Origin of the sequence: Weissella confusa, from assembly GCF_004766315.1 — a bacterium.
Taxonomy (GTDB): Bacteria; Bacillota; Bacilli; order Lactobacillales; family Lactobacillaceae; genus Weissella; species Weissella confusa_A.
In genome coordinates, this window is the sequence record NZ_PVSN01000013.1 from 18,851 (window position 1) to 32,662 (window position 13,812).

Consider the following 13,812-nt stretch of genomic DNA (forward strand, 5'->3'; position numbering starts at 1 on the left):
TTTGGGCATTAGCCAAGCGGTAAGGCAACGGTTTCTGGTACCGTCATGCACTGGTTCGAATCCAGTATGCCCAGTTATACGATTTGTTAAACCTTGATATACGGGCGTTTGAGCTTGGCATATCAAGGTTTTTCTTATGGTGTCCACACCAAGTGTCCACATTAGATTTTATAAGGTTGTATAGAATTGCGCTAAAGTGTGGACACTTATGTGGACACTTTCTGGACGCCATTCAAACTAATAAACGCCCTTGTACAAGCCATAGCAGACTGTATAAGGGCGTTTTGTGTTGTTGTTAGAAGTTTACCAATGATGTGAACGTTTCAGCCGTATTTGCGCGCATTTCATCAGTAACAGACGCGTAGATGTTAAGTGTGGTTTGAATATCATCATGGCCGACCTGTGCTTGCAGCGTTTTAATGTCCATACCAGCCTGTACCGATAACGTGATATATGTGTGGCGCAGACCGTGGATGTTGATAGGTGGCACGTCAGTCCCTTTGATTGCTGATAATAGCCAAGACCGTGGTTGGTTAGCTGATATACGCTTAGTCATAATTCTGTTAGTCCAGACAACATCAGCTTTTTGTCCCTTAGCCATGAGTTTCTTTGCTTGGATAGCACGCCACTTTTTTAGATAACCAGCAGTGCGTATATCTAGCTTTACAGTACGCTTACCAGCGTCAGTCTTAGGTGTATCAATAACCACACCCTGACCAGTAACCTCACTCATAGTCTTATTGACATTAATATAAGGGTTGGCACCGTCTAAGTGGACATCTGACCATGTAATAGCCCTAAGTTCACCGTTACGCATACCAGTCCATGCCAGAGTTCGCAGATAAGCCAGTTTGTTCATTGATTCAAGGTTATCGTATTTATCCTGTACAGCTGACCAGAACGCTGCTAACTGTTTGCGGTCATAGAAGTCCACACGGTCAGTATAAACGGGCTTAGCCTTAGCCTTGGGATATAACACCGTGTCAAACGGGTTGCTGTCCATCAGTTCCAAAGACACCGCCATAGCCAGCATTTTCTTGAAGTAGTTTACCTGTCGCTTGTAGGTAGTGTTATTCTTGGCCATTGCATTAACCCAGCGCTGAATGTCACGTTTCTTGATGTCTTTAATTTTCACACCGTCAAACCATGCTGACGTTAGTATGTGATGTTCAAACAGTTTCTGTACCTTGGCATATGATACCGGCTTTACTGACCGCTTGTAGTCATCAAACCACTGGTTAAATAGTTGGTTAGTTGTCATGTTGACGCTGACCGTCTCAAACTCACCATTATCGATAGCAGTTAGGGCTTGCCGTTCCCATTGCTTAGCCAATGTTTTACTAGCCAGACCACGCTTGCGTTTTTCACGACGCTTGCCAAGGTCATCTGTCCAAGTGACACGAGCTGACCACTTGCCATTAGTTTCTTTCTTAATACTCATATTTGATACCTTTACCTGACGAGCGCCCAACTCTTCTATGTATCGGCTGTCTAATGAGTGTATATGTGCTTGAAAGTTTTTTATAGATGTTCTAAAAAAGTGTAGAAAATGTAGAAAAACACTGTAAACCCTTGATACCACTGGTTTTATTCTTCTACATAGGGTGTAGTAACAGTGTAGATATTTCTACAAAAATAGGGGATGTCACACTGGTTAGATGTCATCATGGTCAGAGTTCATCCCTGAATCAGTGGTTAGATCTAGCTATGCTAAAATAAAAGTAACAATTAAATAGAGCGCAGTAGTGTGTGTATCAGACGTCATCCGATTGGTTGGCGTCTTTTTTTGTGCTATTTTCACGGAGGCGTGTACGTACGCTTGCGTGTTCCATGTGACTTGATAAAGCGACATTAAACTTTTCTATCATGTCATTAAGTTCTGAAAGGGATAAGTCGCTTAGTTTCCGACCAGCTAATTTTGACATTGTTGTTAGGTGAATCAGGTCTATCAGTCTTGCAAAGTTTGCGGCTAATTGTTTTGCGTCAAACGAATCTGGAATATTTTCGATTTCGTCAGGGTCTAACAATATTGACCACATGTTATAGGAACTTTCAACAGTACGTACAGCATCCCAGATTTGGTCATTATTCAAAAATTTGTAAGGGGCATACCCAAGATTAAGAGCGTTATCAATTTCTTGTAATTGCCATAGTTTAAAAGCGTCCGTAGTATCTTCTCTACTAGATTCCATGAATTTGTCGAACTCATCATAATGTGGTTTGGCTAAATATCTATCTACCCCTTGTAGATAACCAACAGCAACGCCAAAGTGATTGGCCAGTTTTGACCATATTTCTAAGTTTGGTTCACGCTTTCCGTTTTCATAGTTGGCAATAGTACCGTTGGATAGACCAACAGCGTCAGCAACTTGTTGAAGTGTTTCTTTTCGTTCTTTTCGAACTTGTTTTATACGGTTTTTCATGACTAACCCTTTCTTTGCTTATAGGAGAATTAAAACACACTTTTCTGTCACTTTGCAAGAAAGACTATTGACATTTTTCTGTCAACCCGACAGAATATAAACATGCAAGTTTCATTCATTTTGACAGAAAGGCGGTGGCTTTATGAAAGCGACTATTAGTAAAGACCAACAGATTGCCTTGTTACGAAAGCAAGGGCAAGAGCGTTTGAATCGTACAGAGTTATCTGATGTGCTTGGTTTATCACGGGAGACGGTTAGAACGGTACTAGATTCAGAAACGCCGCTAACGGTTAGTGCTAAGACGTTTACCGCTGTGAACGATTGGCTGATTTCAGAACTAGCCAAATGACAGCAAAAAAATAGCCCAGCGGTGGCACCCGTTGGACTAATGGTTATTCAGTTGCCCCGTATTGGGGTCTTTAAATTAACAGGAGAATTATAACATGGAAGATTTGGCAATGTACTGCACACCAGCCGGAGCAAATGTACAGATTGAGCAATTTATTAAGGCACGAGGGCGGGTTAAGTCAGATAAGTATGAGGTTGGTGCTTTTTTAATTGAGAACGGTGTTATATGTGGACGTTTAAGCGAATTTGACGATACGACGGCATTTCTAAATAGTTTGACAAGTGACTACACATATACAAAGAACGATTTGAAACGCATTGAACCGCTAATTATTGCAGATATTGAACAAAGTACATCACGACGCTTTATTTTGGATGAAAAAACGAGCCACTTATAACAGATGTACGCCACGATCGGCAAAAGGAGTATTGAGATTATGGATAAGGAAGCTATTGACCGAGAGACAGCAGAAAATGCCCGTTACAAGGCTATTGGTTTGATTTAAGGAGAATGGACAGATGAATAAGCGTAACAAGTACACGGGCAAGTTTGAGGCCCAAGAGAATGCTGATTTTATTGAAGCGGTTACTGAATCACCCAAGCAGTGGCAGACAGTGGTTGATACGGTGCGTAGTGCATTGGATAACGTGCGCTATGAGCCTAACGTGATTAGAGAAGGTGAAAATTGGCGTAAGCAAACCATTTTGTCAGTGATTAGCTTACTAGCTGATTCAATTTCGATTGCTGAACTGCTGGACAGTATGGAATACGGTGACATCTTAATGCAGCAGGGCAAAGTTACCCGTGCTAACCATGACACTTACTTAGGTAACATCATGGATAAGTACGTGACGCCCAGTGACAAGATACTAGCAGTTAAAGCGGCACTACTGGACATCAACAAAAATACTGACATCACAGCGTTAGAAGCTGGGTTGAATTGATTTCAAGGGGTAGCGCAATTTTGAGCCACCCCATACATACAACAACACTATTAAAGGACAACTTTATTAGTTATTACCGTGGTCAGACTTGGTATGTGGTGCTGACCAATACATAACTGGGTAGCGTTTTACGACCTATGACCCAAGCAAGTCACTAAACTACTTAATTTGATACCTGAATCATAGTGTCAGTTTGTTTTGCCGGCTAACTGATTGCTAGATAGACGAGCGCCCAACTCACAGCGCAAACAAAAAGCCCCGTTAGCCTTTACCTTGGTCAGTAACTAACGGAGCGCCCAGACACTACAATTCAGAAGAAAGGAAGTGCTTTTTTAATGGATAACCCTATTGTAGCAGATGACAAGCTGATTACCGTTTTAAAGCAGGCGGTGATTGAATCGCTTGGTACATTTCAGCCTAGTCCATGGATGACGCAAAAAGAAGCGAGCGCCTATGTTCACATGAATTACAAGACGTTTAAGAAACTAGCTGACCAAGGTGTATTTAAGGCACACAGCGGGGCTAAGTACGGTATTGCGTTTGAACGATACAACCGAGAGGAGTTAGATCTAGCAGTGAAAGGACTGTAATTTATGGAGCAAACAACTTTAATGACACTTGATAATGGCACGGTGGTCGCATGATTGCAGCGCTTAAACGCGGTACAGTCAGTAACCCAGTTGGTTGGGTATTGCTTGGAACCTATGCCGGCCTGATGTTAGCAGAAAGTGAAACAGGGCAGCGCAAGGCTGTGATTGCAGCAGTTGATGACCTTATCAGCCTTGGTGTACCAGTTGGCTATGCCGTGGGTGTTGGTTATCGTTTCTTTCTGATTAGAAGTCCAAGCGACTTGCAGATGTCAGCTAACAGGCATGACCAACGGCTGACAGCGATTGATTGCTTAGGTTGGTATGACAAAGTAAAAAGCCGGCTACATAGCATGTAACCGACTTACTAAGTCCACTGGTTGAAAGTTTGACGACCCGATACCAGAGAACCATCCCCAAATAGAAAGGACTATTTAAGTATGAGTGATTTAGACAACAGCAGCAAGCAATTAGAAGCTGATTTCTTAGCTAGATGAAAGGGTGGAGATAAGTAAATGGAAGAGAAAGAGTTAGCTGACCAAGTGGCTAAGCGTGATACTAGCAAGCAGACAGAAGCGGAACGCCTTGCCAATTACATGACGTTACGCAACTGGTGGAAGATTAAGGGTAAACGAATTGATGACGATACCGCCACTTATAAGGGTATGCCATTTGACCCTGAACGTTCTTATACGTGGGAAGAGCTGACGGCAGATGTGAAGTCACGGCTTAATGATAAGTCACCCCGCTGGTTAGTGCATGACATTGACAAGTCAGGTAAGTTATCTGTTTGGGTGCCAGACATTAACTTGTTTGTGGATGACATCAAGGAGCGCCGCCACATTATTGTTGTGAATGACACACACCCAGACGGGCTATACTGGAATGGTAAATACTGGGATAAGTTTACCAAGCAACAACCACTATTAAAAGTCATTAAAAGCGATTCGATTAAGTTGCTGAATAAGTACCGTGTGTTTGATAAAGTTTCTAGGCAGAAACGCAGTGACATGATTGAATTGGCGCAAACGTTGATACCAGAGCCAAGGCGCCAAGAGTTTAACAGTAAAGAACTAGTGAGTTTTGAGAATGGTACACTGGACTTAAAAACAATGCAATTACATGAGTACCGTGAAGATGATTATCTGACATCGTTGCTGCCGGTTAAGATTATCGAAAGCGATGACGGTGGACTGGTTGCTAAATACGTGCGTTATATGCTTGGGGATGACGCCCATACACTTATTGAGTGGTTTGGTTACATGTTCTTTCTGAATGACGACAGCTTACAGCATATCGTCTTTATCCAAGGGCAAGGTGGTAACGGTAAAAGTACGCTATTAAAGGTCTTGCTAAGTGCGTTTGGTATTGAGCGATTTGGTGGATCTATCAGTTTCTCACAGCTTGCTGATAAAAATGATAGTTCAAGATACATGGAGCAGTTGGCTGGTATGTACGCCAATATTCTGACTGAATCAGACGCTACCATTTCAAGTAGAGGCTTGGACATTCTTAAAAAGATTGCATCAGGAGACCCACTGACAGCAAACCCAAAAGGACGTGATACTTATAGTTTCAAGGTACATGCCAAGTTTTTGATTTCAGCTAATTTCAACTTGCCGCCATTCCCTGACCAGAAAGAATACAGTCGCCGGTTAGTGCTGCTAAGTGCTGGTGCTAAGTCCACAACTGATATGACCGACACGGAACGAGCCAAATATTTGGAAAATTACGACAAGAATAAGTTAGTAGCAGAGTTACCCAAGTTCATCTATTACGCCATTATACAGGCTAAAAAAGCTATTGAGCGCCGTAGGCTGACCATTACAGACGCAGCTAAACAACGAACGGCAGACTGGTTGACTAGTGATGATCTACTAAGCCAGTTCATGAAAGAGTATTTTGTGGACACCCAAGGTACTAATGGTGTTACGGTTAAATACGCGTACGACATGTTTAAAGCGTTTTTGATGAGTGAAGGTATACCAGCCAACAAGGTTATTGGTGTATCAGAGTTTCGCAAGTCGCTAGTTAGTCATAACGTTACATATACCAAGACAGCAGCACCGGCTAATAAGGCAGACGCTGAACTAGTTGATGATTATGCCAAGCCGTCACGTAACCGAATCAAGGGCAAAGGTATCAAGACTAATGACCAGCAGGTGATGACAAAGCCAGATGATATTTATAAGCAGTGAGAGCTGTTAAATTGATTATTTTAGGGCGGTTGACTTAGGTTAGCCGCTTTTTTGTAGAGATTTTGTAGACTTCTACACTCTTACCTACACCCTATGTAGAGGGTTTTTACCAGTCATACCAAGGGCTGACGGCATTTTTCTACACTTTATACGCTTTTTTAGAAGTAGCGCGCGTAAATACCGCGCAGGGTGTTGGTCAGCTTGCTTGATTATGGACTGTCTTTGATTTGGATAGTCAGATAGACATCTTACAAGCGCAGCAGGAACACACGCTGTCAGAAGCCATATAAGCCTGTTTGAGCACGTATTATTTTGTCCGGCATAATTAAAGCCGAACACGTTCTGAAAATTAAATGACCCCGCCCCTTGGGTGTCTCAAAAGAAGAGCACACACATTGCTGTGTTCTTGTAGAAAAGTTTGATTTTGAAAAATTTTTAATAGGGGGGGCAATGGAAACATGATGTACTGGTGTATTAAGGTTTTGACGTGCTGAATTAGGTGTTTTTATGCCCGTACTGGGTCAGTTTTCCCCACGAGTGGAGAATTTGGAGTTATTGAACACGTTGTACAATAATATAGATATAGTTTGCAGACGTGAAAAAGACGAGGTGAGTATATGGGAAGTACAACATTATCTATTGATGATAAGGTAACGGTTAAGCGAGTACGTGCATTCTTTACGGATGATCTACCCAAACTACAACTACTTGCACACGTTAGATTGTCTAGTGTGAGTTTGGACGCACTGCCAGCGCATCATAGTAACGAAAATACGGCAATGGATAAGATGACACGGCAAGTCCAAGCGCAAATGTATATTGAGGATATGGTGGAGGCTTTAAGTGTACTGCCTGACATAGAACGCAAAGTGATTGTATTGAAGTACATACAAGGGTTACAGTGGTTTGCTGTTAGTGACCGCCTGCATTTGAGTGTGAGAAGGTTACAAGAGATTATGCAGAAGGCGTTGAATGATTTTGGCTTAGCGTATGATGAAACGTTGCGCTTACTAGATGCAGCTGATTGAGGTTTATACCCCCGCCCACGTCGCTTAGGAAGTAACCGAATATCAAATAGTGCCGTCTCTTCAACACGCTGCAGTTATTATTATTTTTCAAAGTAAATAGGGATAGCTAATAATCCGGGTCAAATGCTGGTGCTTTGTTATTAAACCTAGCAGTAATTGTTACAAATTAAACAGATTAACATTGGTAGAAGTTACAAAAAAATGTAGACATATGGAAAAAATTAAAGAACATTATAAGCAATATAACGTTATAATTGTATAATGGATATGCTACAATAATTACGTTATTTGAATATTAAGGCAAAGCAGTACTTGTTGCAAATTAAACGGGTTAACTTACAGGAGATATATGATTTTTACTAGCAACATTGGTAGAAGTCACAAAAAATGTAGACACATGGAAAAAATTAAAGAACATTATAAGCTATACAAGTCTGGTAAGTTTCTACTTACCGCTGGTTTAATGACCGTCACCGCAACGGTATCGGTCATGGGTAATGTACATGCCGATGAGGCACAAGCTGTCACACCTGATACATCTTTGGAGCAAGCAGGATTGCTGGCTGAGGCAGGAGAAGGTCAACTTGTTTTGACGCCAGCCGGTCAAGAAGCAGCCCCAGTATCAGAGGACACATCATCTGATGATAGTGAGAAAACTACACTAACAGTTGCAAATAATGATAAGCCAGCAATTGATTCAGTTGACACTTCACAACCTGCAACTGCAGCGCCAAAAGCAGACACTGATGTATCAACGCTACAAGTAGATGCAACTGCGAAGACAGATTCAGACATAAAAGAGGATACACCAACAGATACAACACCGGTTGTACCAGTAGCGCAAGCCGAATCTGATACTCCGCAATTGACATCTGGTGGTACAACCGATAAGGCAACCGATACAAAGACTGTGCAATCAACTACCGTTGAAGGAACGTCCAAGCAAGTGGTAACGACGCCGAAGGAAGAGAGCTCAACTGACAAATCTTCGTCTGTGGTTTCTAAACAGACAGACAAAACGTCTTTGCCAACCGTAGCAACAGCAACAGCGACTGATACAACTTCTAAGATTCCTTCAGTGACAGGTGATTACCAGTTTGACGCAAAGACGAAGACTTATACGTTTACGGGTAAGGATGGTAAGCCTGTGACCGGGTTGGTATATGCTAATAATGTTTTACAATATTTTGATGAAACGGGTCATCAAGTAAAAGGTCAATACGTCACAATTGCAGGTCATGTGTATTATTTTGACCCAGATAGCGGCGCAGCACAAACAGGTGCTAACCAAATCGATGGTAAGATGGTTGGGTTTAAATCTGATGGATCACAAATTACGTCAGGTTTTTCTAAGGATAAAGCCGGAAATTCTTACTACTTTGATAAGTCTGGAAACATGGTAACAGGGTTGCAAACTATTGATGGTAAGACGTATTACTTTGACAAAGATGGACATCTCCGTAAGGGATATTCCACTATTATTGATAATCAATTGTATTACTTCGATTTGAAAACAGGTGCGTCTGTTTCAACAACGACGTCCGGCTTCAAATCTGGCTTGACATCACAAACGGATGACACAACATCACATAATAGTGCAGTTAATACGTCTAAGGATAGCTTTACCACAGTTGATGGATTCTTGACAGCTGAGTCATGGTATGTACCTAAAGATATTCAAACATCTGCGACGGACTGGCGTGCATCAACGCCTGAAGATTTCCGTCCGATCATGATGACTTGGTGGCCAACGAAACAAATTCAAGCAGCGTATTTGAACCATATGGTCTCCGAAGGATTGTTGGTATCAGATAAGACGTTCACCGCAAAGGATGATCAAACGTTGTTGAACCAAGCAGCACGCGCGGTTCAATTGCAAATCGAATTGAAGATTCAAAAGACAAAGTCTGTTGAATGGTTGCGAACAACGATGCACAACTTCATTAAGTCACAACCAGGATACAACGGTACTAGTGAGACGCCAAGTAATGACCACCTTCAAGGTGGCGCATTAAGCTACATTAACAGTGCTTTGACACCTGATGCGAACTCAAATTTCCGTTTGATGAATCGTACCCCAACACAACAAGATGGTAAGCGTCATTACAACACGGATACATCTGAGGGTGGATATGAGTTGTTGTTAGCCAATGACGTGGATAATTCTAACCCAGTTGTTCAAGCAGAGCAATTGAACTGGTTGTACTTCTTGACGCATTTCGGCGAAATTGTTAAGAACGATCCCTCAGCTAACTTTGATAGTGTTAGAGTGGATGCGGTAGACAACGTGGATGCTGACTTATTAAACATTACAGCCGCTTACTTTAGAGATGTGTACGGTGTCAATAAAAACGACTTGATAGCTAATCAACATTTGTCTATTTTGGAAGATTGGGGCCACAATGACCCATTATATGTCAAGGACCACGGTAGTGATCAGTTGACGATGGATGATTACATGCATACCCAATTGGTTTGGTCATTAACAAAAAATCCAGATATTCGTAGTAAGATGCAACGATTTATGGAGTATTATTTGGTCGACCGTGCTAAGGACAATACGTCTGATCAGGCAATTCCTAATTATAGCTTTGTCCGTGCACACGATAGTGAAGTTCAAACGGTTATCGGTGATATTGTTGCGAAGTTGTATCCGGATGTTAAAAATCCATTGGCACCATCTATGGAACAAGTGGTGGCAGCCTTTAAGGTATACGATGAGGATATGAAGTCGGTTAATAAGAAGTATACGCAATACAACATGCCTGCAGCCTATGCCATGTTGCTAACGAATAAAGACACGATTCCACGTGTTTACTATGGTGATTTGTACACGGACGATGGTCAATATATGGCAACTAAGTCACCATATTACGATGCTATTGATGCCTTGTTGAAAGCACGTATTAAATATGTAGCTGGTGGACAAACCATGGCGGTCGACAAGAATGATGTCTTAACATCAGTTCGTTTTGGTGATGGCATCATGAATGCGTCTGATAAGGGTAGTACAACTGCCCGTACACAAGGAATTGGCGTGATTGTTAGCAATAATGATGCGTTAGCTTTGAAGGGCGACACCGTGACCCTTCATATGGGTGTTGCTCACGCCAACCAAGCATACCGTGCGTTGTTGTTAACGACGGCAGATGGATTGATGAAATACACGTCCGATGATGGCGCGCCAATTCGCTATACGGATGCAAATGGTGATTTGATTTTCACTAGCGCAGACATTAAGGGATACAAAAACGTTGAGGTATCCGGATTCTTGTCAGCGTGGGTACCAGTTGGTGCATCCGATACACAGGACGCGCGCACAACAGGGTCTAGTGATGTGAACAAAACTGGTGATACCTTACATTCAAATGCTGCATTGGACTCAAATGTGATTTATGAAGGCTTTTCTAATTTCCAAGAGATGCCAACAACCCACGATGAGTTCACAAACGTAAAGATCGCTCAAAATGCTGATTTGTTTAAGTCATGGGGTGTGACAAGTTTACAACTTGCACCACAATATCGTTCGTCAACGGACGGCACATTCTTGGATTCAACTATTCAAAATGGATATGCGTTTACAGACCGTTATGATTTGGGCTTTAATACGCCAACAAAGTACGGAGACGTTGATGACCTAGCAGATGCAATTAGAGCAATGCATCGTGCTGGTATTCAGGTAATGGCTGACTTTGTCCCTGACCAAATTTATAATTTGCCAGGTCAAGAAGTAGTTGCTGTTAACCGTACTAATAACTTTGGTACACCAAACCCGGATTCAGATCTACAAAACCAGTTGTATGTTTCAAATTCAAAGGGTGGCGGTGAATACCAAGCTAAGTATGGTGGTGAGTTCTTGGATCGTTTGCGTCAGGAACACCCTGATTTGTTTACAACAAATCAGATTTCAACTGGTGTACCAATTGATGGATCTACGAAGATTAAAGAATGGTCTGCAAAGTACTTCAATGGTTCCGACATCCAAGGTAAGGGTGCTGATTACGTGTTGAAGGACGGTGCATCTCAAGAATATTTCAAGATTACTTCTAATGCAAACGATGAATCATTCTTGCCAAAACAATTCACGAATCAAGATGCCATGACTGGGTTCACCACAGATGAAAAGGGTACAACCTATTATTCAACAAGTGGTTACCAAGCTAAACAGGCGTTTATCCAAGGTGATGATGGACAATATTATTACTTTGATGCAAACGGATACATGGTGACAGGCTCACAAACCATTAATGGTAAGCAATATTACTTCTTGCCAAATGGCGTTGAGTTAAGAGAAGCATTTTTACAAGATGCATCTGGTAACACGGTTTATTATGGCAAGACCGGCTCAGCAGTTAAGTCTAAATATGTAGTCGATCAAAGCGGTGTGGCTTATTACTTTGATGAAAACGGTAATATGGTCACAGATCGTATGATGATTATTGATGGACACATGCAATATTTCTTTGCAGGTGGCTCACAAGCTAAGGATCGATTTTTGATTGGGGCAGATGGTAACTTACGTTACTTTGACCAAGGTAGTGGTAATATGGTCACAAATCGTTTTGCAGTAAACCAAAACGGAGATTGGTTCTACTTCAATGGTGATGGTATCGCGTTGAAGGGTTGGCAAACAATTGCTGGTAAGACTTATTACTTTGATGAAACAGGTAAGCAATTGAAAGATACGTTTATCTCAAATGGGACGACAATTAAGTATCTTAATGGAACTGATGGAAACAAAGTTGTTAACGACTTAATCCACAGTCATGATCACTGGTATCTTGCCGACAACAACGGTGACCTTGTTTCAGGATTTAAGACTTTTTCTGATAAGTCGTATTACTTCGATAAGGTAACACATGTGATGGCTACAAACACACGTGTACAAGATTCTAACAACAACACTGTGTATTACTATAACGCCAATGGCGAACAGGTATCTAATACATGGGTTGAAAATGATGACAGTACTTGGAGTTACTTCGGTAAAGATGGTGGTATGTTGACTGGATTGCAAACAGTCAATGGTCAAACTGTTTACTTTGAGGCAGATGGGCGTCAAGTCAAGGGTGGCAGTGTCAAGATTGGCAATGCATACGTTTACTTTGATGAAGATAGTGGGTCATTGTCATTGATTAAGAATCAATTGATCACGGATCAATTTGGCGTTACACGCTATTATGGCGCAGACGGACATGTAGTGAAGTCACAACAAATTGTGGTTAACGGCGAAACATACTATGTGAATTCGAATGGAGTAATCAATACGTCGACTAATACAGGATCTAAAGTTAACAACGGTGCTGTTAGTTCACCAGAATTACCTCAAACTGGTGAAAACAATAGTCAAAGTCAAACAATGTCCTTTATTGGTATTTTGTTGGCAATGTTTGGAAGTTTACTCGGTTTTCTTGGTATCAAGAAACGTCGTAATGATTAACTGCTCTTATGCTAGATTTACGGACAGATTTTGGTTCAAAGTCAAATGGTACTGATGAACGTATAAATTGAATATTTGAGCCTAGCTACGCCGCTGAACTTTCGAGTTCGGCGGTTTTTGCTTTGTAGTTCATCGAGTAAAAGCTGTTCTTGAATGAGATGAGAATGCGCAATCGGAAGTTCTTGAAGCTACGGAAGCCGAAGGCGACGCGCTTGATAGCCTTAATTTTGTTATTGGCTCCTTCAACTGGACCGTTGGAATAACCGTAGATGAAGCTGTTGAGAATTTCTTCACGATGTCTACGAAGCGTGCGACGTGCGTGTTTCATTTGGCCAGCTAGGTGCTGGTACTGGGCATCGTTCTTATCTGGAAATAGCGCTGCGTCTAAGTAATCCTGGTTTGAGCGTGACACGGCGAATATAATTTCTTGGTAGAAATTATAGGAATCGCGAAGTTCATCGGAAAGTTGAAGTAGTCGCTCGACTACTTCTTGATCGGTTAGGTAGCTGTATTGGAAGTTGCTCTTATGCTAGATTTACGGACAGATTTTTCTCTGCCCTGTAAACTAATAGCAGAGGAGCATTTTTTATATGATTCGATATTCACCAGAATTTAAGCGATCTCTTGTCGAGATGCACAACCAAGGGCGTTCTTACACTGAACTAGCCGCTGAATACGGGCCTTCGGCCGATTCAATCCGTAACTGGGTCAAATTGTACACAGTCCACGAAGTGGACGGCGAAAAATGGACGCAAGCTGATGTAAATGCATTACAAAAGGAAAACGCCAAACTTCGCGAAGAACTTGAGATTTTAAAACGAGCCGCGGTGTTGCTTTCGAAGT

At 41.8% G+C, this 13,812-nt stretch carries 11 protein-coding genes, 1 tRNA gene and 1 pseudogene; 10 read left to right on the forward strand and 3 right to left on the reverse strand.

What is annotated here, in order from left to right; all coding sequences use genetic code 11:
• Window positions 1-2 precede the first annotated feature (2 nt).
• A tRNA-Gln gene (locus C6P11_RS02040) sits at window positions 3-74 on the forward strand.
• Between the two features lie 221 nt (window positions 75-295).
• Here the strand turns inward: C6P11_RS02040 and C6P11_RS02045 are convergent.
• Together C6P11_RS02045 and C6P11_RS02050 are read right to left on the reverse strand one after the other, a co-directional pair.
• Window positions 296-1,441 carry a site-specific integrase gene (locus C6P11_RS02045; protein WP_135518202.1) on the reverse strand — a complete coding sequence of 382 codons (1,146 nt, stop codon included), beginning with the start codon at window positions 1,439-1,441 and terminating at the stop codon, window positions 296-298.
• 313 nt (window positions 1,442-1,754) lie between these two features.
• Window positions 1,755-2,423, reverse strand: a complete 669-nt coding sequence (locus tag C6P11_RS02050) for a helix-turn-helix transcriptional regulator (protein ID WP_135518204.1) — start codon at window positions 2,421-2,423, stop codon at window positions 1,755-1,757.
• A gap of 142 nt (window positions 2,424-2,565) precedes the next feature.
• Between C6P11_RS02050 and C6P11_RS02055 the strand changes: the two genes are divergently transcribed.
• The 8 genes from C6P11_RS02055 to C6P11_RS02090 all read left to right on the forward strand — a co-directional run bounded on the left by C6P11_RS02055 (window position 2,566) and on the right by C6P11_RS02090 (window position 12,969).
• Window positions 2,566-2,772, forward strand: coding sequence for a hypothetical protein (locus C6P11_RS02055; protein WP_112465054.1), 207 nt, complete (start codon window positions 2,566-2,568; stop codon window positions 2,770-2,772).
• A 94-nt stretch (window positions 2,773-2,866) separates the two neighbouring features.
• On the forward strand, window positions 2,867-3,169 hold the full coding sequence (locus C6P11_RS02060) for a hypothetical protein (RefSeq protein ID WP_135518206.1): 303 nt from the start codon (window positions 2,867-2,869) through the stop codon (window positions 3,167-3,169).
• 121 nt (window positions 3,170-3,290) lie between these two features.
• Complete coding sequence (locus tag C6P11_RS02065; protein ID WP_135518208.1) at window positions 3,291-3,716, forward strand: hypothetical protein; 426 nt, start codon at window positions 3,291-3,293, stop codon at window positions 3,714-3,716.
• A gap of 335 nt (window positions 3,717-4,051) precedes the next feature.
• Window positions 4,052-4,306, forward strand: coding sequence for a helix-turn-helix domain-containing protein (locus tag C6P11_RS02070; RefSeq protein ID WP_135518210.1), 255 nt, complete (start codon window positions 4,052-4,054; stop codon window positions 4,304-4,306).
• Window positions 4,307-4,356: 50 nt separating this feature from the next.
• A complete protein-coding gene (locus C6P11_RS02075) occupies window positions 4,357-4,662 on the forward strand; it encodes a hypothetical protein (RefSeq protein ID WP_135518212.1) in 306 nt (101 codons plus the stop codon).
• 156 nt (window positions 4,663-4,818) lie between these two features.
• Window positions 4,819-6,501 carry a DNA primase family protein gene (locus C6P11_RS02080; protein WP_135518214.1) on the forward strand — a complete coding sequence of 561 codons (1,683 nt, stop codon included), beginning with the start codon at window positions 4,819-4,821 and terminating at the stop codon, window positions 6,499-6,501.
• A 617-nt stretch (window positions 6,502-7,118) separates the two neighbouring features.
• Window positions 7,119-7,529 (forward strand): ArpU family phage packaging/lysis transcriptional regulator, encoded by a 411-nt coding sequence (locus tag C6P11_RS02085; RefSeq protein WP_135518216.1) that lies wholly within the window; start codon window positions 7,119-7,121, stop codon window positions 7,527-7,529.
• Between the two features lie 397 nt (window positions 7,530-7,926).
• Window positions 7,927-12,969 carry a glycoside hydrolase family 70 protein gene (locus C6P11_RS02090; protein WP_167849508.1) on the forward strand — a complete coding sequence of 1,681 codons (5,043 nt, stop codon included), beginning with the start codon at window positions 7,927-7,929 and terminating at the stop codon, window positions 12,967-12,969.
• Window positions 12,970-13,054: 85 nt separating this feature from the next.
• On the opposite strand, the pseudogene C6P11_RS10890 reads toward C6P11_RS02090, so the two are convergent.
• A pseudogene (locus C6P11_RS10890) lies at window positions 13,055-13,498 on the reverse strand (transposase); the annotation flags it as partial.
• A 61-nt stretch (window positions 13,499-13,559) separates the two neighbouring features.
• Between C6P11_RS10890 and C6P11_RS02100 the strand changes: the two are divergent.
• The coding region (locus tag C6P11_RS02100) for a transposase (protein WP_245299728.1) at window positions 13,560-13,812 on the forward strand (253 nt) is incomplete at its 3' end.